This is a genomic window from Shewanella marinintestina (assembly GCF_023283845.1).
GTDB classification, from domain to species: domain Bacteria; phylum Pseudomonadota; class Gammaproteobacteria; order Enterobacterales; family Shewanellaceae; genus Shewanella; species Shewanella marinintestina.
This window is the reverse complement of sequence record NZ_JAKILC010000005.1, coordinates 250,847-273,729: the sequence shown is the minus strand read 5'-3', so window position 1 is coordinate 273,729 and position 22,883 is coordinate 250,847. Positions and strand designations below refer to the sequence as shown.

Sequence of the window (22,883 nt, the reverse complement as noted above, 5' to 3'; positions counted from 1 at the left end):
ATAACGATATAAAAGTATCTACTTACAGCTGCGAGATTAAAGAGAAAATACTAAAGCTCTACTCTATTATTGGCTGAACTAATTGAAATCCGCCCGCTTCATAGGTGGAGACTTCATCTAGGCTACCGAGTCTAAGCTTGGATGGTATCTCCACCATCCAAGGCTTCTTTTTAACACCAAGATTAAAGAGCAAAGATTCAAACTCTACTCTCTATCCGCTGATGGCTCTCTTGAAGACTCTTTTCTACGTTGAGGACTCTAAAAAGTCTTGGGCGAAGCGCTGGAGTATGCCGCCTGCTTCATAGATAGAGACTTCATCAAGGGTATCGAGTCGGCACTTAACTGGGATCTCAACTGTTTCACCATTACTACGGATCATAATTACCGTGAGCATTGCGCCCGGCGTACGTTCACCAAGTACATCGTAAGTTTCTGTGCCATCAATCTGATAAGTATGGCGATTAGCACCATTAGTGAACTCAAGCGGCAATACGCCCATACCGACAAGGTTAGTACGGTGAATACGCTCAAATCCTTCAGCCACAATCACTTCAACACCAGCAAGACGCACACCTTTTGCAGCCCAGTCGCGGCTTGAACCTTGGCCGTAATCAGCGCCCGCAATAATGATCAGCGGCTGTTTACGTTCCATGTAGGTTTCAATTGCTTCCCACATGCGTGATTCAACACCTTCTGGCTCAATGCGAGCGTAAGAGCCCTGCTTCACCTCAACTTCGCCATTACGGCCAATTTGCGTCACCATTTCATTAAACAATTTTGGATTAGCAAAGGTGGCACGCTGCGCCGTTAAGTGGTCTCCACGGTGCGTTGCGTATGAGTTGAAATCAACTTCTGGTAAGCCCATTTTATCCAAGTAAGCGCCAGCAGCACTGTCGAGCATAATCGCGTTTGAAGGCGATAGATGGTCGGTGGTGATGTTGTCACCGAGTACCGCTAACGGACGCATGCCTTTCATGGTGCGCTCACCTGCTAATGCGCCCTCCCAATATGGTGGGCGACGAATATAGGTACTTTGTGGACGCCAATCGTATTGCGGATCATTTTGGCTGCCATATTCAACTTTTATGTCAAACATTGGCTCGTATACTTTGCGGAACTGCTCAGGCTTAACGCTTTGGGCGATTACCGCGTCAATTTCTTCATCAGACGGCCATAGATCTTTAAGTAAAATGTCGTTGCCATGCTCATCTTGCCCTAAGGCATCTTTTTCAATATCAAAACGTATGGTGCCCGCAATAGCATAAGCGACAACTAATGGCGGCGACGCTAAAAAGGCTTGTTTAGCATAAGGGTGAATGCGGCCGTCGAAGTTGCGGTTACCACTTAATACCGCTGTAGAGTATAAGTCACGATCGATCACTTCTTGTTGAATCACAGGATCCAGCGCGCCGCTCATGCCATTACAGGTGGTGCAGGCAAAGCCGACAATGCCAAAGCCTAAGGCTTCTAGCTCAGGTAATAGATTGGCGTCTTCTAGATATAGCTGCACCGCTTTTGATCCCGGTGCTAATGAGGTTTTAACCCAAGGCTTACGGGTTAAGCCTTTAGCATTAGCATTACGAGCCAATAAGCCTGCGGCAATCACATTGCGTGGGTTTGAGGTATTAGTACAACTGGTAATGGCGGCAATAATACACGCACCATCGGGCATTAAGCCTGCTTCCCCTTCTGCTTTGTTAGCATAAGGAGCACTAATGCCTTTTGCGGCTAGATCGGCCGTAGATACACGGCGATGTGGGTTTGATGGGCCAGCAATATTACGGCCTACACTTGATAAATCAAAACGCAGTACTCGCTCGTATTCCGCTTCTTTTAAACTGTCGGCCCATAAACCACTTTGCTTAGCGTAGGTTTCTACTAGCTTAACTTGGCTGTCGTCTCGGCCAGTTAGTTTAAGGTAGTCAATGGTTTTATCGTCGATATAGAACATGGCTGCGGTGGCGCCAAATTCTGGGGTCATATTTGAGATTGTTGCACGGTCGCCCAGTGTTAAATTGGCTGCGCCTTCACCATAGAACTCAAGGTAAGTAGAAACCACTTTTTCATTACGTAAAAACTCGGTAATCGCCAGTACAATATCCGTTGCGGTAATGCCGCTTTGACGTTGCCCCACCAGCTCTACACCGACAATATCGGGCAGACGCATATAAGATGGTCGACCCAGCATAACGCTTTCGGCTTCAAGGCCGCCAACTCCAATAGCGATAACGCCTAAAGCATCAACATGCGGCGTGTGGCTGTCGGTGCCGACTAAGGTATCAGGAAACGCCACGCCATCGCGCGCTTGCACAACAGGCGACATCTTCTCTAAGTTGATTTGATGCATGATGCCGTTACCCGGCTGAATAACATCAATATTTTTAAAGGCAGTTTTAGTCCAGTTAATGAAATGAAATCTGTCGTCGTTACGTCTGTCTTCAATCGCGCGGTTTTTCTCGAAGGCATCTTTTTCAAAACCCGCGTGCTCAACCGCTAAAGAGTGATCCACAATCAGCTGAGTTGGCACAACTGGGTTCACTTTTGATGGGTCGCCGCCTTTGTCAGCAATGGCATCACGTAGGCCTGCTAAGTCTACTAACGCGGTTTGGCCTAGAATATCGTGACACACTACGCGCGCGGGATACCACGGAAAGTCCAAATCGCGTTTACGTTCAATGATCTGTTTAAGGCTGTCGGTTAATGTTTCTGTTGTGCAGCGACGTACAAGGTTCTCGGCATAGACACGAGAGCAATAAGGTAGCTTTGCATAAGCGCCTGGGCTTATAGCATTAACCGCAGCTTCGGTATCAAAATAATCGAGATCGGTACCGGGTAAAGGTTTACGGTATTGGGTATTCATAGGGCGTTCCAGTTTAATTCGTACAGGTTAGAGGGCGCTTCGCTTCTAGGTCCTAGGTCCTTGCAATATTTTCATCCCACTAAAAACCTAAATTACAATCACTTACCTAACAGTAAGGCAGAGTAACCTGCCTTTATCGTTATTTATTATGACTATCTTTCACTAATAGGATTAACTTTACGTGGCTCGCTACCAGTGTAATCAGCACTTGGGCGGATAATACGGTTGTTAGAGCGTTGCTCCATTACGTGTGCAGCCCAACCCGTTAGGCGTGAACAAACAAATATTGGGGTAAACAGCTTAGTTGGAATGCCCATGAAATGGTAAGCAGATGCATGGAAGAAGTCAGCGTTACAGAATAGCTTCTTGGTATCCCACATGAACTCTTCACAAGCGACTGAGATATCATAAAGTGAGGTGTCACCAAACTCGTTTGCCAACTTTTCTGACCAGGCTTTGATGATCACATTACGTGGATCTGAGGTGCGATAAATCGCATGACCAAAGCCCATGATCTTTTCTTTACGCTCAAGCATGCCAGCCATTTGGATTTTTGCATCTTCAGGTGAGCTAAACTGCTGGATCATATCCATTGCTGCTTCGTTCGCGCCGCCATGCAGTGGGCCACGTAAGGTGCCGATGGCGCCTGTAATACACGAGAACATATCTGATAAGGTTGATGCACACACGCGAGCGGTAAAGGTTGAAGCATTAAACTCATGCTCGGCGTACAAAATCAGCGACACGTCCATTACGCGGCGGTGCTGCTCAGATGGTGCTTTGCCATTAAGTAGGTGTAAGAAGTGACCACCAATAGAGTCTTCATCGGTTACGCAGTCTATTTCAACGCCTTCATGAGAGAACTTATACCAGTAACACATGATGGCCGGAAACGCGGCTAATAAGCGATTTGCCGCTTGGTTTTGCTCGCTAAAATCGGCTTCTGGCTCTAGGTTACCTAGGAATGAACAACCGGTGCGCATCACGTCCATTGGGTGGGCGTCTGCTGGAATACGTTGCAGTACTTCTTTTAACGCCTTTGGAAGATCGCGCAGGGCAAAGAGCTCGGTTTTATAATGATCAAGCTGGGTTTGATTGGGTAGCTCGCCGTTAAAAAGCAAGTAAGCCACTTCTTCAAATGAAGCGTTATCAGCAAGATCTGATACGTCATAACCACAATAGGTTAAGCCAGAGCCTGACTTACCTACTGTACATAAAGATGTTTCACCTGCGCTTTGACCACGTAGACCTGCGCCACCAATCTTCTTATCAACCATTGCTCTCTTCCTTTTATTTGTTTACCCGTCAGCCTTAGCTGCAAGTTATTTTTATATTTATTACGTTTGCGCTTATCCATCATGCAAACGTTTGTAAGGTTTTATCTAATAGGTGTTTCTCAATATTTGGCAGCTTGGCGATGGATAACTTATGCTTTACTGCCGTTTTACTTAATTCATTTATTGCCTATTACCGCTAGTCAGCAGTTACAGGTTCTTTCCTTCAGCAAATAGCTTATCTAGCTTTTGCTCGTAATCGTGGTAACCCAGGTAATCGTATAGATCCATTCGTGTTTGCATTGAATCTACTACCGCCTTTTGGTCGCCATTTTCAAGTATTGAGCTGTACACCATTTCAGCCGCTTTGTTCATGGCTCTAAAGGCACTTAATGGGTACAGCACCATTGATGCGCCCCACTCGCCTAGCTGTTCTTTATTCCACAATTCGGTTTGGCCAAATTCAGTAATGTTGGCAAGAATTGGCACATCTAGCGCGTCGCTAAATGCGCGATAATGCTCTTCCGTTTTCACCGCTTCTGCAAAAATGCCGTCAGCGCCTGCTGCCACATAGGCTTTAGCACGCGCAATTGCCGCTTCTAAGCCTTCTTGAGCGAACGAGTCTGTACGCGCCATGATGAAAAAGTCAGGATCGGTGCGGGCGTCTACAGCCGCTTTAATGCGATCGACCATCTCTTCTGTTGAAACAATCTCTTTATTGGGGCGATGACCACAGCGCTTTTGCGCGACTTGATCTTCCATGTGCACCGCGGCAGCGCCGGCTTTTTCCATATCGCGAATCGTTTTAGCAATATTGAACGCCCCGCCCCAGCCGGTATCGATATCAACCATTAACGGCAAGTCACAAGCAGAAGTTATACGCTGCACATCAACAATCACATCATTGAGCGATGTCATGCCAAGATCCGGTAAACCGTATGATGCGTTTGCTACACCGCCACCAGAAAGGTAGATAGCTTGATGACCAATTTTCTTCGCCATCATGGCTGAATAAGCATTGATGGTACCCACGATTTGTAGGGGCTTATTAGCGGCTAACGCTTCGCGAAACTTCTTACCTGCGCTCATGTGTTTTTCCTTCTTGTTGATTATGTGCGGCGCCTAACTCATCGCCCTGCAAACTTATTTTGATGTTGTATTTTTATCTGTTTAATTACCTGTGCCTATGCCAGCTTATTTTCAATACTGGTTTTCGAGTACAGAATATGGCGACGCATCAGCATCTCTGCTAGCTCTGCGTCACGATTACAAATTGCTTGTACTATGTGTTTATGTTCATCAAAGGCGGTGGTCACTCTCGGGCCCGTCATGCCGAGCTGTACGCGATACATGCGTACTAAATGGTAAATACCGTCGAGCAACATTGAGATTAAATGCTTATTTTTACTGCCTTGGATAATACGGTAATGAAAGTCGACATCGCCGGCTTCTTGGTAATAACTGCCCGCTGACTGAACCGTCTCAAAATGGCTATTGAGTAGTGTTTGTAAATCAATAATTTCTTGATCGGTCATATTTATTGCCGCAAGCCGTGCCGCCATGCCTTCAAGGGATTCGCGTACTTGATAAAGCTCAAGTAACCCTGCTGGCGTTAAACTAACAACTCGTGCGCCAACATTGGCTTTGCGCTCAACTAGGTGGCTTGCTTCTAAACGATTAATCGCTTCGCGCACGACCGCCCGGCTTACACTGTACTTTGTCGACAACTCGGTTTCACTCAGCTTGGAGCCCTGCTCGATCTCGCCTTCCACTATCGCTTTGCGTAGCTGAAAGAAGGTTTTATCTGCGCTGGTAACCGGTTGTTCGTTAAAGAATGTCATTGGCAAAATAGAATATTAGCTCTTAATGGATTGTCGACAATCTAGCCATTTAAAAACAAATAGTCAACAATGAACCGACAAATTGTCGACAACATTAGAGTAAAGTCTAAGAGACACTCTTTAACCTATTAGCGAATTAAGGCAAAAAACTTTTACAGTTTTTCGTTAAAACAAGACTGATTTGATCAAGGTGTTTAATAGTATTTAGATTAACAATTGGGTAGGTTGCAATGCAGCTTTAACAACTGACTGCTCTAATAACTGGCATCTGACACTTAGCAACTGGCAACTGGCAACTGGCAGCTTAGTGGATTAAAAACTGTGATAGTCGGGTAATTGAATAAGACTAAGCTAGCGGCTTTATACATAAACATGCAGCGCTTAAACGCTGCATTTGTTGACTTGTCTTATGTTAGTTATCTTGTTTTATTCTGTAATTGCAGCCCTAAGCCAATTGCCTAATAGCGACATTTAAATAAAGGCGTGCTATCAGGCTATTACGGCAAAACAAGTTAGTTAAACACCATCTTCTACACTCCAATTTCCCCCAAGCGCTTTATGTAGGCCTATTGTCATATGTGCAGTCTGTAGTTTGGCGGCAACTACACGGTCTTTAAGCATGTTTTGCTGACGCTGGGCATCTAGAATTGATAGGTAATCACTTAATCCGGCCTTATATAAGGATTTCGCTTTATTGACCGCTATCGTGGTTTCAGCCTCAGCTTCGATGACCAGTTGCACATACTGCTGACTATGACCGTAGCCCTGTAACAAGGTTTCTACTTCACCGAATGCTGCAATGACTGAATGTTGATACCTCAGCACGCTTACGTCGAAACGCGCTTGTTGTAACTCAACCATGGCGTCACCACGGCCACCATCAAACACATTCCAACTAATGCCTAAACTACCTAACCATGCGACTGAGTCGCTGCTAAATAGATCATCAAAGTCTTTAGCCAGAACGCCCGGCGACCCAGTTAAAAAGACTTTTGGGTATTGCGCCGCGATTGCTGCGCCCTGCTCTTGGTTTAAGGCTGCCATTTCTCGCTCTGCCATTCGAATATCTGGGCGACGATTAAGCAGATCAGATGGTAAACCGGTTGGGATCACTCCTGTAAAGTCTGGTAACGGCATATTTTGGCTAAAGCGCTGCAGCGCCTGTTTGGGGGTTTCTCCAAGTAAAATAGCTAAACGCTGGCGATGGGCATTCTCGGCAATTTCTAACTGCGGAATAACCGATTGCGTTACCGCGAGCATCGCTTTGGCTTGTGCTTCATCCAACTTAGAGCCATAACCACTCTTAACCATAAGTTTAACCAGATCTAAAGTGCGTTTTTGATCGCTAACCGTATCTAATGCAATTTGTTTACGCTCCTCGGCGCCGCGCATTTGCAAGTAATTATGGATGACATCAGAGGTAATTAATGTTGTTAATCCCTCACGCATGATCACTGCTTGCTCTTTGCGTATTGCCGCGGCTTGAGACTGCCTGTCTATTTGACCAAATAGATCAGCTTGCCAAGCAATATTGCCACCTGCAAAAAATGCACTGTTATTGTCATCCACTAAACCCAGCGCTTCACCGGTTAATGGATTGGTGGCTGTAATTGCTCCACCTAACAGCGGATCGTTTTCACTTATCTGTGCATTACCAAAACCCGCTCCTATATTCACCGTTGGCACTTTAAATGACTCAATTGCCGTTTGGTAAGACTGCGCCATTTTTATACGCTCCGCTGCAACTTTTAGAGGAATCGCTTGGTTTTGAGCATCCACAACGAGTTGATTAAGCACAGGATCATTAAATTGATACCACCAAGCATGCAGCTGTTCAGCGTGAGCTCCTGCCGCTATTGTTCCTTGAATATTTTGATTCAAATACTCAGATTGCAGCTGAGTTGTCGGCACTTGATAATCTGGGCCAACCGCGCATCCAGAGACAATGAGCGCCACTGCAAGTGGAGCCAGTTTTAAAAGTTTCATATTATTTTTGCTCCAATGCAGGTTGCGCGATAAGTGGTTCGATTTGAGTTGATTGCTGTTGCTCGTCGCTATTGCGATAAAACAGACAATAGAAGGCGGGCATAATAAATAACGACAGCACGGTCGCTGCGGCCAAACCACCAATAATAGTTGCTGCCATCTGATCAAACAGTCTATCGCTTAATAATGGGATCATGCCTAAAGCGGTTGTTAATGCTCCCATTGAGATTGCCATGGTGCGATTAAGTGTTGCCGCTAATACAGCCTCTTGCAGAGGCTTTGCATTTGCACGCTCAAGCTCTATTTGATCCATCAGCACAATACCGTTTTTGATGATCATGCCAGATAACGTAATAGCACCGATTAACGCCATAAAACCAAATGGTTTGTCCATGAGTAGTAACGTCCAGGTTGCACCTATTGCCGCTAATGGCAATGTGATCAAAATGATTGCCGGCTGTTTAAAACCATTAAACATGGCGACCATAATGACTATCATCATCAACAATGCCTTAGGTAACTGGCTCAAGGTATCGGTTATGGCGCGATTTTCGTCGTAATACTCACCGCCCCACTCAAAGGCATAGCCTGCTGGTAGTTCTATTGCCTCAATTTGATGTTTTATTTGATTTCTTGCCTCTGCTGGAGTGATATCAAAAACATCAGCCTGTGCAGTAATGGTGGGCATCCGGTTTCTGCGCCAAATCATGCTCTCTTCGGCCTTAAGTTCAAAGCCGTCAACCACTTGGCCTAGTGGCACACTATGCACACCTAGCAGTGAACGCACGGGTAGTGTTTCCAAATAACTCAAGTCGGCATCTGCACTTCTAAAGCTAATCGGGATTATCTGATCGCCTTGATTAAGCGTGCCTAATGTCACGCCTTCTGTTGCACGCTTAATGGCTAGCGAAATATCAGTGCGATTAATACCTGCGCGCCTTGCTTGCTCTTGATTGATAATCGGCTCAATCACTTTACTGAGTTGACGCCAATCATCGCGCACATACTTAATGTTTGGATGGCTAGCTAATATTACTTTGGCTTGTTCTGATAACTGGTGCAGCACCTGTGGATCAGATCCGGTGAATCTTGCTTCAATGCTAAATTTGTCCTTAGTCGCCAATTTTAATGCTCTAAAGCGTGGCTCAGAATTTGGGAAGTTTTGCGCTAACCAAGCGTCGCCCCGCTTAACAAGATCGGTAATAGCGTCATATTCCGCCACGTTAATCACCACCTGACCATAACTAGGATCATATGGCTCAGGCTCTACAGTGACCGAAAAGCGCGGTGCACTTGCGCCGATATAGCTTGAAATCGTGGTAACCTCAGGCTGTTTTAACAACCAACCTTCAATTTTTTTCATATCCTCTGATGTGCTTTCTATCTTGGAACCATTAGGTAACCAATAGTCTAGGAATACCATTGGACGGTCTGAGCTAGGAATAAAATTGATAGCAACATAAGGCACAGCCATCGCGGTGATTAGCAATAGTGGGACCACCATAGATATGGCTTTTAGTGGATTTTTAACCGTCCAGCCCACTGCAAGCTGGTAGCGATTCGTTTTATGTTGTTGTTCTTTTTTAGTGTTTGGCTTTATCCATAACCAGCACAATAACGGCGTTAGGGTTACTGCTACTAACCATGAAAATAAAAGTGATGAACAGATAATTAAAAACACTGAGCTTGCAAACTCACCAGCGTCAGTTTGCGAAAACAACACAGGACTTGAGCCCATAATCGCGATGACGGTGGCGGCTAACAGCGGCTTAGCCGTTTCTTTTACTGCATCAATCGCCGCTTTGGTACGCGCTATTCCTTTGTTGAGTTTGACCACAAATAGATCAGTGATCACAATGGCGTTGTCCACCAGCATACCTAAGGCCAGAATAAACGTACCCAGTGATACACGTTGTAGATCAACCCCTGCTAGGTACATATAAATAAGCGTTAGCAATATGGTAAACAGCAAACTGCTACCCACGATTGTCGCGCTTTTAAAACCCATAAAGATCAAAAGTACGGCAAATACAATTGCTACACTTTCAAGCAAGTTAACAACGAACTCTTCAATCGACTTTTCAACTTCATCAGGCTGAAAAGCAATGGTGCCGATTTCCACTCCGACGGGTAACTCTGCTTGATAATCATTAATAATTGCGGTCAGTGATTCACCTAGGCTCACCACATTTATGCCTTCAACTGGGCTGACCGCTAAACTAACCGCGGGTTCACCGTTGAAACGGCTCAGTGTTGTTGCTGGGGTTTTGTACCCTAAAGTGACATCGGCAATATCACCAAGCCTAATTAGACCTGTGCTGTATTGGCCTATTCCGCCTTTAATTGTCAGGTCCTTGATATCTTGCACAGACTTAAAGGCACTACTTTGATCGATACGGATCCGCTCAGCATCCGCCGCAAAGCTACCACTATCGAAGGTAAGATTCTGAGTAGATAATTGATTGATCACTTGAGCAGAAGAAATGCCGTATTTAGCTAATCTTTGTTCAGGTAAGTCGATATAAACCGCTTGGCTTTGAACACCATGCAACTCAATTTTCTTAATGCCATCTAGCGTTTTTATCCGGCGCTGTAGCTCCTTAGCATATTGACGTAACTCTTCTGGTTGCGCATTGTTGCCATAAACACTAAACAACATACCGTAGACTTCAGAAAACTCGTCCTGCACTATGCTGATTTGCGCTGTTGCAGGTAAAGAGAGCTTCACATCTTCTACCTTGCGACGTAATAGATCCCATTGCTGTGGTAATTCTTTTGAATTAGTCGATTCTTTCAAATCGATAAATATCATTGAGCTACCCGGGCGAGACAAGGAGCGAAGCTTCCACATTGCGCCCATCTCTTGCAGCTTAGTCTCTATTTTATCGGTCACTTGCAGTTCAATCTCTTTGGCGGAAGCGCCAGGATAAAGCGTGACAACGACTGCACTTTTGACTGTAAAGGAAGGGTCTTCTAACTTGCCTAACTCAAAGTAAGACACTAAACCGACAATCACACATAGCACACTAAAAAACAGTACAAATACCCGTTGTTTTATCGCAAATTCAGCTAAATTCATCATGACTCCTAGTAGCTAAATGCTTTAGCAACAGTATTGGTGACTCGCTGGTTTGGTTTAAGGTAATGCACACCAGCGGTTACTAGCGCATCTCCTTGAGATAAGTCGCCACTAATACAGGCTTTATTTTGCCCAAAAGAGCGTACAGTGACATTTTTCTCAATCACTGTTTGCTCATGCACCACGTAAACACTATTGCTTTCAAACTTGCCAACTAACGCGCCATAGGGCACACAATAGCTAGGCGTATCACTGTCGAATGTCACCGAGACATCGACCGCTTTACCCGGTAATGCCGTTGTGCTTTGAGCAATAACAAACTCAACCTCATATGTTTGCTTGATTGGGTGAGGCATTGTGTCCATGGCACTTAACGAAGCGGTGTAAGGCTTGTCTTGACCATACCAATGCACCTGCGCTTGTTGCGACCCTTGCAGTTGAGGCATGAGATTTTCGGGTACATCAATAACGGCTTTCATATTGCCGAGTTGATGTAATGAAAACAGTGCTGTGCCCGGCGCAGTTTGTTCAAAGGTTTGCTGATTCTTAGCACCAATAACGCCAGAGAAAGGTGCCGTTAGCTCGGTGTAACTAAGGGCATCTTGGGCTTTTTGAAGGTTTTGCTTCATCACGTTAACCATAGCTAAACTGCGCTTGTAACCGCTTTGAGCTCTATCTAAATTGACTTGTGAAATCGCGTCATCAGCAATGGCAGTTTTTACACGTGCTAGCTCCACTTTAGCCAAGTCGTGTGCAGCATTTGCCTCGGCTAAACGTGCTTTTAACTCAACAACGGTTACTTGGTAGTCATGGGGTTCTAACTTAGCGAGGACTTGGCCTTTAACGACGCTATCACCCGTTTTAACCAAAATGGCTTCAATGGTGCCAGGAACTTTAAAAGCGAGATGTGCGGTTTTAGTGGCTTCTAATACGCCAGAAAAGTGTCTGATATTGCTCTGCTGGGAATCGTCGAGCAATAGAATCTGCACAGGACGATGCTGATGTGTTTGCGCGTCTTGCTCTTGGGATATTGGCGTTTCGCTGCAGCCTGTTGCCGCCAGTATGGTGCTAACAAGGATTAGTCGCTGTGTTACTGGTCGCTTAAGACTGCTAGAGGTTGGTTTTTTCATTACTCTCTCCCGTAATATTTATTAAGGGAGAGTCTAAGTGTTTAACTTATTGAGATAATCTGCCGAATGCGTACAACACTGTCACGATAATCATGACAAAGAAGCCATTTCAGGAATTTCTTGTAATAAAAAGTCAATCAATAACCGTGTCGGTAAACTGATGCCTTTTCTATCTGGGTAGATTAACCACACATCTTCTTTCTTAGACTCGTACTCAGGCAAAATCCGTACTAATTGATTGTTTTCGATTGCGGCTAACGCAAATAACGGCGGCATAAAGCCTATCCCCTGCCCACCAACAATGGCTCGCCTGATAAAGCCCATGTGATTACAGCTGACTTTACAATTCACTTTTACGCTGTCGCTAATGAGATCCCAATTATCATCAAGTGTTCCATCAGGCCAGCGATAGCAAATAGTTTGATGCTGTGTAAGTTCATCTAAATTGGCTGGTGCGCCGTGCTCTGCTAGATAATCGGGACTGGCGTACATGCCACGGCCCAAACTTAAGAGTTTACGCGCAATAAAACCTGAATCTTTTATCTTACCCGCATGCAATACAAAGTCTAAACCCTGACTGTAAATGTCGTTGACGTAGTTATTGGTAAAACGAAGGTCTAACTCAATATCGGGATACAGTCGCTGAAACTTGGCTAATGCTGGTTGCAGTGCTTCGTCACTTTCAGGTAAAAAGCCCAGCTTTACTTTTCCAACTGGATTTTCATCAACATCGAGCAGTTTATTCTTAGCTTGCTCAAATCCATCAAGTACAGTGAGCAGCTCGTGATAGTAGGCTTCGCCGTGTTGAGTTAGACGTAACTGCCTGGTGGTTCTAAAAAATAGCTGGGCATTGAGTGATTTCTCTAACTCACCAATACGGCGGCTAACATTTGCGCGCGGTAGATCCAGTGCCGTTGCTGCAGCGGTAAAACTCCCAAGTTTAACCACAATCGTAAACAGCTTTAAATCTTCAATTCGCATTGTTCACCTCATAGACTTTAGGTACAGCGAGCTAAATAAAGGCTCTATTTAGAAACTGTAACCTTTTTGTGTCTAGGTTAATAATGTAGTTAATGTGTATGTGGCTTAGTCCACAAAACCATAGCAAACTAAACTCGCTAGAATATCTTCGGATTAATTCAGCGCTAATATGCTTCATTAAACTATTAGACGGTGGTAAAACCATGCGTTCACACAAACCAATAACCTATTGATTTAAATATGTATAAGCTATTGTTTTACAAGATGAGTTCGTAAGGTGAGCCGTAAGGTTTGTTGGTAAGCCTGTGCGTGCCTTCCTCTGTTTAAACCTAAATCTGTAGCCATAAATGTTGCCTCAAATAAGCTCTAAAAGAGCTAGCAGTATGTTGATGAAAGCTTTGTTATCTGCTGGTTTACAGGGCCTATCATGCCGGTAACGTAAAAATATGAAGTGGAAATAAGCGTCTTAGCTTATCCCAACACCCAAACATTACTATTTATTGCCGATCTCACTATTAATTGCACAGCAGCCAATCCCGTTCCCGGCATCATAGAAACTTTGACCCAATTTTGTTGTTACGGTCCATAGTCATGGCTTCTGGCATGGCTGAAGAAATGAATGAGGTGAAAACCTGTTATGTCAGATATAGCAATCTGTACAAAGGTATGGCATGCGCATCAAAGGGCTAAATAGCTTAGGAATGATTCTACCCTACATGGGTTTGAACAAAGTGTTTAACAGAATTAAAATTAAGAGTTTGCTAAGTTGAAAAACAGCTTTAACAGCTGAATTATTGCAGAATTACAAGCTATGATAGTCGGATAATTTAACAAGACTTAACCTAGTGGCTTTTATAAAAATGCAGCAGCTTAAACGCTGCATTTCTCGTCTTTTCTTAGGTCGCCATTGCTTTACTTAACACAATTAACTATTGGAGACAATTTAATAAACGCTGCTATCAGGACTTTACGGAATAATGAGTTAGCAAAAAAACAACTCTTTATCTGCCTATTTATCCCGAGCGTTATAAATAGAGTTATTGTCATATGTCCAGTTTATTTTTTGCTGCTACAACACATCTATGAACATATTTGTCCGACGCAGCGCATCAAGACTGACCGGTAAGCTGCCTAACTTGCCTTGTATAAGGATTTAGCTCGATAGCAACTTAGATAAATATACACAATTTATTTCACTACTGATAAGTATTGCTGCATTGTCATTGAAGTTACTCAACACCAGCCCCCCTAAAGAGGTAAAAGATATCACTCCTAATCTAAGTTCATTTGTTAAATTTAATTCGCACCTTATTTATTATGAACTTTTTATGACAAGGTAGATAATAAAAGTCACATCAAAAAACCACTCCACATGAAGGTAAACCTGAGAGTAACGCGATATCAATATGTTACTTAGTACTAAGTCCAAAAATAATCATCACATCTATCAGTTAACCTCACCCACTTCTTAATCAATATTAATAATAAACATAAGACACCTTAAATTAATAACCTAGTGTTCTATTAAATAAGAGCAAAAATTTGGATAGAACAATAACTGATGTTTTAATACAAATAGTGCATAGTCGATAAATCAATATCTGTTAGTGGCTAGGCAGTCTGGGACTACAAGGAAAATTAAGTTGCCGTGTCATTAATATTGGCCCTGTTCTAGACTCCATAATCAATCACTAATATAGATTAGAAAAATGCTTATTCGATGGAAAATGAAAAAATAACGGGGCTCTACTTTAAGAAAGCAAAACTGAGGCTTTGGATTTTATATACAGTTCGGTATCCAGAAGCCATCGATGGAGTGAGCGAAGAACTATATATACAAATATTGAGACATTTAAGAAAAAATGGAACACGTTATGACCTTTACCAACTACTCAGACGCTGAAGACCAAAAAGCACATGTATTCTCAACATTTCTTAAGAAAATAAGATCGAATAACTCGATATCACAGGAACAGTTATGTTTACAGCTTCGTCAACATAGTAGCTTATTTTATAACTTAGATTCTATCACTGTAAGTCGTTGGGAACGTGGCGTAAATATTCCTTCACTAGCAAAACAGGCTGAAATAGTCGAATTATATGACGATGAATTAACCAGTATCTATAGTGACGACAAACAATTTATTAGAGAATCAAGTGAATTAATCATGGAAACAGATCCAATAAATCAAAAGTCAAACCATCCATATTTTCGTAATGATAACTATCAAATACACACTATAGACATCGATGATGAAAGTTTTTACCTAGTATTAAAGATGATCATGAGATACGAAGGTAATCCAACAATTAATTTTGAGCTACCATTAGAAATGCTTGATAGATTGGGGGACTTAAAGATAACTATTGCTACGGCTTTTAATAGGCAGATCATTGGTCATTGTCTATTCTTAACATCGACTACCAAAGCAACATTAGAGTTAGTTAATTTCACCACAAACTTAGAAAACATAATAAAAAAGAATATTCACAATGAAAGCCAACACAACACCATGTTAGTGCTTTCATCAGCGGGTGCCACGAAGCAAGTTGAAAATAGCATAATGTCAACCTATATCAACAAATTTTCGGAACAGAAACAATTACGATTTATGTGCTTCTCAACCAGTAATGGAAGCCTCATAAAAAAACTAAATAAGGCTAAACTAGAACCATTCAAAGTTAAAAATATTGAGTTATTACAAAAGACTGTACAAGTAAGCTCTTACATAATCACTCGGTCTGAAGTAATGGCGAATCGTTTTTTATTGAAGCTCGCAGTTATCACCCCTATGCAACTTAACGACTTTTTAACTAGTGTTGGCAAAGGTAAGAACATATGAAGATTCTTATCGTAGATGATCAAATGTTCATAAGAAGCATTATTAAACAACAGCTTGAAGAAGTTGTTATTAGCAATATGATACAGATAGAAGAGGCTAGCAGTGCAAATGCCGCTATAGCATTTTTTAATAGAACTAATCACCCCGCTAGCAATAAATTGGATTTAATCATTTTAGATTTGAAGATGAAAGAAGGAGATGGGCTGACCCTAATTAGTCATATGGTGGCGATTAAAGATTTAGAGACGCCTTTGATAATCATAAGCTCAACAAATACTCGGGCGTTATCTTTAGTTAAAAATATTATCAAGAAACATAGATTAAACCTAATTGGCGTATTTAAAAAACCATTAAATGTTCGTAATATTTACCTTGAATTCTTACAACAAAATAAAAAACAAAAAACAAAAAAAAGCTATACATCCCCCCCTAGCCTATGTAACACAGAAAATATAAGAAACTTAATCAATCACGATAATTTATTATTATGTTACCAACCAAAAATAAACATCACCACCCAAAAGATAATTGGGTTTGAAGCACTGTCCCGTCTTTATATAAAGGGTGATAAATTTATCTCTCCTAAAAATTTCCTACCTATCGTCGAACAAACAAAAAATAACCATAGATTAACGAAGTTAGTACTAAACCAAGCTTTAAGTCAATGGAAATCAATAAATGAATTAAAAAACTATAATTTAGCTATAAATATAAGTGCGCATGATTTGGACTCTGAAGATTTTGTTGAATACATTATAGGGAAACACAATAAAAACAACGATATAAATTTAACACTAGAACTAACAGAGTCACAGCAAACAATAAATAAAACAGCAACGTCGCAAGCCATCGTTAAGTTAATTATCAATGGAATCAAAGTGTCTTTAGATGATTTTGGAAAAAGTTATTCAAGCTTAGAAAGATTAGACTCTATTCCTTTTGATGAAATAAAAATTGATAAAGATTTCGTCACAGATATAGATACTAATGAACAGCACCACGCCATAGTTACTGCCATTATCAATATGGCAAAAAAGCTCAATGTAAAAGTAGTTGCTGAAGGTGTGGAAACAATAGCTGTTGTGAATAAATTAACCGAATTGAACTGTCAGTATGCTCAAGGTTTTTATTATAGTCCACCTATTGAAGGGCGCTATTTAATTGAATGGATTAATAACTATACGAAAGCTATTGGAGGGTGATAATGAACTTAACGAAACAAAACATATCTGAAAAGGTCTCTCTATTCTTTAGTCAATTTGACCTTGAAACCAAAAAACACCTCCATAAATTGTTAATACTGGAGCTTACAGCTTTGCAGTATGACATTGTAGAACTTAATCATACAGATATCCAATCAGTAACAGATTATCATCATAAATATAAAGGCTTATGCAAATACTTAAATTTAAGCAATGAAGAAATTTGCAAAGAACCACCTACAAAAAAATTACTTTTGGTAAATATTGAAGCCTTACAGCAATTATTGAAGGAGTGTTAACGTGAAGCAAAAAAGGCTTAGTTATCTCGTTCTAATTATCGGTTTGACTCTAACAACTGCGTCGACGTTTGCAACTTGGAAACGAATGCAGAATGGCTTTTACTCATTTTACCAAAACAAAACAAAACAAATTTTTGAATCTTCAAGGGAGATTTTTAAACAACAAGGCATGGTTATTGATGCATTACGCATTCTTTTTGAAACTAGAAATCCAATTAGCCATGAAAATTTTTCTCTATTTTCAAGTGAGATATTAAAATCAAAATCAGCCATAGCATTCACTATTGGAAAACACTTAAAACCAAACTTTATATCCGATACAGGTTACGAAGATACGATAAATAAAAAACAATTTAATAGTTTATTTGGAGGAGAAACCAGCTTTAAATTTGATAATTATACTACTACAATCATCCCTCTAGAACATTTTAAAGATCCATACTTAATCTATGCAGTTCCTAATAGCCTTATCCAGAAAAAACTTGAACAAAATCAAAATTTTTGCTTAAGGTTAACCATCGGTAGTCAGACACTAAGTAATCAGGCATGTAAAGACTATAAAAATCGACATTTATCTACATTAATTAATTTTGATTCTTACAAGATAATGACGTTACCAAAATACGGTACAAATTTTCTAATTTACGTAAACTACATCCCGGCTGAAGATGAGCTATTTACAGTTTTAACACTACTTGCATACTGTTCACTATTAGGCATAGGTATATCACTTTTAATGGCGATTTACGTGCACAACCTGCTTAATAAACAAACTGTTCAACGAGAGAATAATGCGAAACTTGCTGCATTGTCTAACTTAAACCATGAAATAAGAACCCCTATTAATGCAGTTGTTGGTTATGCAAACTTATTAAAAACAATTTCTTACAGTAGAAAAAAAGAACAAGAGATCGTTGATAATTTGATATGGTCATCAAATTTAGTTAATAGTGTTGCACAGAACGCTCTTTCCTACAGTAAAGCTAGCGCGGAATGCCTTTCGTTATGCTATGAAGAATTAGACCTTAAAGCCTTTCTAGGTAAATTAAATGACTATTATCAATCATTTATTGATGTCCACAAGAAAAAAATAGTAATGCAATTATCGAGCCCGATCCCACAATTTATTCAACTAGACTCAACTCAATTCTATCAACTAATCACTAATTTTATTAATAATGCCTTTAAGCACAGTACAGGTAATAGGGTTATTTACGATATAAAAATACTACCTTGTGACACAGATGACAGTGCTAAATTAGGTTACATCAGAGTATCGATAAAAGACTTTGGTAATGGCATGGTCAAAAGCGCGGAAGAAGCATTTAGAAATCCGTTTACCACTTATTCTTCTGTTAAGCAGGCGGAACCAAGTATCGGTATAGGCTTGTATACTTCCAAGTCAGTGATTGAAAGTATTGGTGGTAAAATTAAGATCAGAAGCCAACCAGGTAAAGGTACTTTGGTGATATTTCACTTCCCTTATAAAGTGTCAAATAAACACCATTTAACTAACACTAAAGCGAATGTAGTAAGCAAAGTTGATCATACTAAACCTCATCAAACTCATACTTACCCGTTAAGGGTGAATAATAAAAATAGAGTCGTGCTTTTAGTTGAAGACAATCGCTTTGATCTCGCTGTATGTAAATCTCTATTAGAAAGTAATGGTTATAAGGTCATTACTGCTGTTAATGAGGCGGAATCGATTACAGCATTGCAGCGCTACATGAGTAAATATGGTTATTCTGAACAATCCCCATTAATTGTATTGATGGACTATATATTAGGTGAATCCAATGGCCTAACACTAATAGAAAAACTCAAACAATATGGATATAACTCCCTTCGCTACTTCATTTTATCTGCTAACTCCGAAAATGAAATCCCAAAACTAAGTCTTTCAAATGATATTGTATTCTTACAAAAACCATTAAAAGTCAATCAACTGGAACAGTATTTAGCGCTAAGTTAAGGTGATAGTAGAATCTATACAAGATAATATCGCTATGTAAGTAGGGCAAAGTGCGGTGAGGTGTGCGTGATAGTTGTGCCGTGTTGAGTTAGAAGTTACTGTCGTGTGTTGAGCATTGAATAAGCCTATACCGCGACGCTCATTTGCCCTTGGTAGGTTAACTGCGATTGCCGCAGCAGTATAACTGGCCAGCTAAACAACTATCGTAAACCGCTCTAAATCTTCAATTCGCAGCAAAATGCCTCACTACTTACTAATCCACAACAAGTGAATTATACGCTAGATACACTACTCGAGCTAAAGCGACTGCAAACAACATGATTTTATGTCAGTTAATCCTAAGTGATCATGCTCTGGCTAAAATAAGTCTGTTTTGGTTAATTTTGTACTTAATAACTGATTAAAACTCTAACCCGTTTTCAACACGGTTAAAAACCAAGCAAATGAGCCAGTGCACTTCACAACAAAATGAGACCACTTTGATAAACAAGTTATTTTAGTGTTCAAGATCATTAATGGACAATTACCAATAGATCAGCGATGTTAGTTAAGGATATTGCTCGTTGTTCTATTTGATGTAAAAGGAATTTCATTATCAAACCTTGGTTCGCTTTTTCCAGTTTTAATCCTGATTGGCTAAATTCAAAAGCTCTGCCCGCAATGCTAGGTTTTCTTGGGGTTTTGAGCACGTGTATGCCGAATACAGCCAGCTCGGCTGACTTTGTCGGCACATTTGCTTGTAAAAGCTGTCATGAGCAAGCCTTTAAAGACTGGCAAGGTTCTGATCATGATATGGCGATGAAGCACGCTGATGAACAAAGCGTATTTGGAGACTTTAATCAGATCACTATCAACCATCAGAACCAACAATACCGATTCTTTAAGAAGCAAGAGAGTTATTGGGTAAACCTTGCTGATCGCCAGGGTAAATTGACTGATTACCAGATAAGCTTCACCTTTGGTTACTACCCACTGCAGCAGTACATGGTTGAGTTCGAAGACGGTCGAGTGCAACTTATTCCTTTTGCTTGGGATAATCGCAAGGTTGAAGATGGTGGTCAAAAGTGGTTTTACCTTTATCCAAATAACAGTGCTCAACATCAGGACTTCTATTGGTTAAATGCCGGGCAAAACTGGAATCACATGTGTGCCGATTGCCACTCAACCAATGTGAAGAAAAATTATAATCCGCAAACGAACCGATTTGATACTCAATTTTCAGAAATTAATGTTGGCTGTGAAGCCTGCCATGGCGCAGCAAGCGATCACCTTTCTTGGGCTAACGACTCACCAAGTAAAAACGCTAACAATGAAGGCGCATCTTCCGCTTTAGTCATCGCTGAAACCCCATTTAAAGGGTTTGATCGAACTCTTGCTAAATCCGTTGCCCAATGGCAACGCTCGAATTTGGGCTCAGCTAGAAGCTCTAGTGAAAACACTGCTAAACCTTTGGCAAAACAAGATAGTCAACAGCTTCAAACCTGCGCCCAGTGTCATAGTCGTAGATTACAGCTCAATGACAAAGAGCCTTTGGTAACTAAACCATTTGGGGACCGCTATCAGTTGAATCTTATTGCTCAGGCGCAATACTTTGATGATGGTCAGGTCTATGATGAAAATTATGTCTATGGATCATTTTTACAGTCGAAAATGCATGAAAATAGCGTGGTTTGCAGTAATTGTCATAATCCACATACCACCGAGTTAATATTACAGGAAAATTCACTTTGTAGTCAGTGCCATGAGCCTGGCACATTTGATACCAGCGAACATCATAAACACGATAACAACACTGGTAGCTTGTGTGTTAATTGCCATATGCCTGAAACAACTTATATGCAAATTGATGACAGACGTGATCATAGTTTCAGTATCCCTGTCCCGGCGAATACTCAACGATTAGGTTCTCCGAACGCATGTAACCAATGTCATGATGACAAATCAACTCAGTGGGCAATTGAGCATTCAACGTCTTGGTATCCAGAGTTAAACACTTTTGTACCGCAGCACTTTAGTAGCGCTTTTGCCAGTGCTAGAGCCGGTAATCCTAACTCTGTTGATGCTTTGTCTTATCTATCTCAGGACCACCAGCAAGCCAATATTATTCGAGCTGCCGCCATTGAGCGTTTACAGCAATTTACTGGACGAAATGGGATTGTAGCGATCGCAAGAGCAGTAAAACATCAAGATGAAATGTTAAGGGTCGCAGCAGTCGAAGGTAGCAGCCCATATACTATTGCCGAACGATGGCAAATGCTGGCACCTTTGTTGACCGATGAAGTGTTAATGATCAGATCCCAAGCCGCTGCAGCACTTGCAAACTATTGGCAACAGCTATCAAGTCAGCAACAAGCTCAACTAGAAGCGCCATTAAAAGAATATATTGAGATCCTCAGCTTTAATGCTGATAGAGGCTTTGCGCGCACAAATTTAGGTAATTTATATGCAAACCAGGGTTTTGCAAACAAAGCCGAAGCAAGTTACAAGGCTTCTATCGATGTACAACCGAATTTTGCCGGCGCATATACTAATCTTGCTGATTTATATCGCTCACAAGGTAAAGAATCTGCGGCGGTTCAAATACTAGAGCAAGGCATTATTGCCAAGCCCGACTCGGGTACTCTGCGCTTTAGTCAAGCGTTAGCCCTACTACGCAGCAAACAAAATGATGCCGCGCTAAAGAGCCTTAAAATGGCAACTAAGCTTGAACCTAATAATGGCCGATTTTGGTATGTCTACGCAATTGCATTAACACCTTACTCCATTGGTGAAGCTGCTACCGCGTTTAATAAGGCTTATCAAGTGAGTGGTAATCCACAGTACCTTTTCGCTTTATGTGAGTTGATGATCGATAATCGTTCACCGCAAAGTTTGCAGTGTTTAAACAAACTGACCCCATTGGTGCCGAACAATGTAGTTGAAGACCTTAGAGCACGGCTGCCGAAGTAACAGATGACAGTTATTAAATAGTGGTCGGCTAATTCTTGCTACGGCTAATTGAACTAGGTATAGGCTTTCAATGCCAGTGATGAGCCCAATTAATTACACAGGCTTACTTTAGTGGCGTATTAAAACTCAATCGCAAAAATATCGAAATAAAAATCAACTCATCAATATTCTTGATATTAAAAACTTGGCTTAATTGCTAAGCAAAATAGATTGTACTTGATATAAAACTTAGGTAAAACGAATTAGCGGAGTAATTTATTCACATCAAAATCTGCAGATACTTAGTGAAAGTCGCTCAGACTTTATAACTGCTTTTTGTATCACTTTTCTATTAACGGGTTTCTTTGCTCGGTTTGATATAGCTTTGATAAACCAGGTTTCGAAGCTTCTGATTCGATTCGACCATTCTACTATGGTAAATATATTGGGCTCATGTAAACTCATAACATACTGACTTATCGGAT

Annotated in this window: 13 protein-coding genes; 5 read left to right on the top strand and 8 right to left on the bottom strand. The window is 41.2% G+C overall.

Features of this window, described 5'->3' with window-relative positions:
- Positions 1 to 244 precede the first annotated feature (244 nt).
- From acnD to L2747_RS07840, 8 genes are all read right to left on the bottom strand, one after another.
- Entirely contained in the window at positions 245 to 2,860 is a 2,616-nt protein-coding gene (gene acnD, locus L2747_RS07875) for a Fe/S-dependent 2-methylisocitrate dehydratase AcnD (protein WP_248998516.1), read from the bottom strand.
- A gap of 152 nt (positions 2,861 to 3,012) precedes the next feature.
- Positions 3,013 to 4,137, bottom strand: a complete 1,125-nt coding sequence (gene prpC, locus L2747_RS07870; protein ID WP_248998515.1) for a bifunctional 2-methylcitrate synthase/citrate synthase — start codon at positions 4,135 to 4,137, stop codon at positions 3,013 to 3,015.
- Between the two features lie 207 nt (positions 4,138 to 4,344).
- Positions 4,345 to 5,223, bottom strand: coding sequence for a methylisocitrate lyase (prpB, locus tag L2747_RS07865; protein WP_220763063.1), 879 nt, complete (start codon positions 5,221 to 5,223; stop codon positions 4,345 to 4,347).
- A 95-nt stretch (positions 5,224 to 5,318) separates the two neighbouring features.
- Positions 5,319 to 5,975, bottom strand: a complete 657-nt coding sequence (locus L2747_RS07860; RefSeq protein WP_248998549.1) for a GntR family transcriptional regulator — start codon at positions 5,973 to 5,975, stop codon at positions 5,319 to 5,321.
- Positions 5,976 to 6,491: 516 nt separating this feature from the next.
- Entirely contained in the window at positions 6,492 to 7,961 is a 1,470-nt protein-coding gene (locus L2747_RS07855; RefSeq protein ID WP_248998514.1) for an efflux transporter outer membrane subunit, read from the bottom strand.
- A gap of 1 nt (position 7,962) precedes the next feature.
- The gene (locus L2747_RS07850; RefSeq protein WP_248998513.1) at positions 7,963 to 11,040 is read right to left on the bottom strand and encodes an efflux RND transporter permease subunit; all 3,078 of its coding nucleotides are present in this window, start codon (positions 11,038 to 11,040) and stop codon (positions 7,963 to 7,965) included.
- A gap of 8 nt (positions 11,041 to 11,048) precedes the next feature.
- Entirely contained in the window at positions 11,049 to 12,170 is a 1,122-nt protein-coding gene (locus L2747_RS07845; protein WP_248998512.1) for an efflux RND transporter periplasmic adaptor subunit, read from the bottom strand.
- A gap of 90 nt (positions 12,171 to 12,260) precedes the next feature.
- The gene (locus L2747_RS07840; RefSeq protein ID WP_248998511.1) at positions 12,261 to 13,151 is read right to left on the bottom strand and encodes a LysR family transcriptional regulator; all 891 of its coding nucleotides are present in this window, start codon (positions 13,149 to 13,151) and stop codon (positions 12,261 to 12,263) included.
- A 1,874-nt stretch (positions 13,152 to 15,025) separates the two neighbouring features.
- On the opposite strand from L2747_RS07840, the gene L2747_RS07835 reads away from it, so the two are divergent.
- The 5 genes from L2747_RS07835 (at position 15,026) to L2747_RS07815 (ending at position 22,419) form a co-directional block, all read left to right on the top strand.
- Complete coding sequence (locus L2747_RS07835; protein ID WP_248998510.1) at positions 15,026 to 15,994, top strand: helix-turn-helix domain-containing protein; 969 nt, start codon at positions 15,026 to 15,028, stop codon at positions 15,992 to 15,994.
- Positions 15,991 to 17,196 (top strand): EAL domain-containing response regulator, encoded by a 1,206-nt coding sequence (locus tag L2747_RS07830; RefSeq protein ID WP_248998509.1) that lies wholly within the window; start codon positions 15,991 to 15,993, stop codon positions 17,194 to 17,196. The genes L2747_RS07835 and L2747_RS07830 overlap by 4 nt, the downstream gene beginning before the upstream one ends.
- A gap of 2 nt (positions 17,197 to 17,198) precedes the next feature.
- Positions 17,199 to 17,495 (top strand): hypothetical protein, encoded by a 297-nt coding sequence (locus tag L2747_RS07825; protein ID WP_248998508.1) that lies wholly within the window; start codon positions 17,199 to 17,201, stop codon positions 17,493 to 17,495.
- A 1-nt stretch (position 17,496) separates the two neighbouring features.
- Positions 17,497 to 19,470: a hybrid sensor histidine kinase/response regulator gene (locus L2747_RS21480; RefSeq protein ID WP_248998507.1), complete on the top strand. Its 1,974-nt coding sequence runs from the start codon at positions 17,497 to 17,499 to the stop codon at positions 19,468 to 19,470.
- A gap of 693 nt (positions 19,471 to 20,163) precedes the next feature.
- Positions 20,164 to 22,419 carry a multiheme c-type cytochrome gene (locus tag L2747_RS07815; RefSeq protein ID WP_248998506.1) on the top strand — a complete coding sequence of 752 codons (2,256 nt, stop codon included), beginning with the start codon at positions 20,164 to 20,166 and terminating at the stop codon, positions 22,417 to 22,419.
- Positions 22,420 to 22,883: the final 464 nt, after the last annotated feature.

Coding starts and splice junctions, on each gene's coding strand:
- acnD (WP_248998516.1), bottom strand. CDS start 2,860: ATGAATACCCAATACCGTAAACCTTTACCCGGTACCGATCTCGATTAT.
- prpC (WP_248998515.1), bottom strand. CDS start 4,137: ATGGTTGATAAGAAGATTGGTGGCGCAGGTCTACGTGGTCAAAGCGCA.
- prpB (WP_220763063.1), bottom strand. CDS start 5,223: ATGAGCGCAGGTAAGAAGTTTCGCGAAGCGTTAGCCGCTAATAAGCCC.
- L2747_RS07860 (WP_248998549.1), bottom strand. CDS start 5,975: ATGACATTCTTTAACGAACAACCGGTTACCAGCGCAGATAAAACCTTC.
- L2747_RS07855 (WP_248998514.1), bottom strand. CDS start 7,961: ATGAAACTTTTAAAACTGGCTCCACTTGCAGTGGCGCTCATTGTCTCT.
- L2747_RS07850 (WP_248998513.1), bottom strand. CDS start 11,040: ATGAATTTAGCTGAATTTGCGATAAAACAACGGGTATTTGTACTGTTT.
- L2747_RS07845 (WP_248998512.1), bottom strand. CDS start 12,170: ATGAAAAAACCAACCTCTAGCAGTCTTAAGCGACCAGTAACACAGCGA.
- L2747_RS07840 (WP_248998511.1), bottom strand. CDS start 13,151: ATGCGAATTGAAGATTTAAAGCTGTTTACGATTGTGGTTAAACTTGGG.
- L2747_RS07835 (WP_248998510.1), top strand. CDS start 15,026: ATGACCTTTACCAACTACTCAGACGCTGAAGACCAAAAAGCACATGTA.
- L2747_RS07830 (WP_248998509.1), top strand. CDS start 15,991: ATGAAGATTCTTATCGTAGATGATCAAATGTTCATAAGAAGCATTATT.
- L2747_RS07825 (WP_248998508.1), top strand. CDS start 17,199: ATGAACTTAACGAAACAAAACATATCTGAAAAGGTCTCTCTATTCTTT.
- L2747_RS07815 (WP_248998506.1), top strand. CDS start 20,164: ATGCCGAATACAGCCAGCTCGGCTGACTTTGTCGGCACATTTGCTTGT.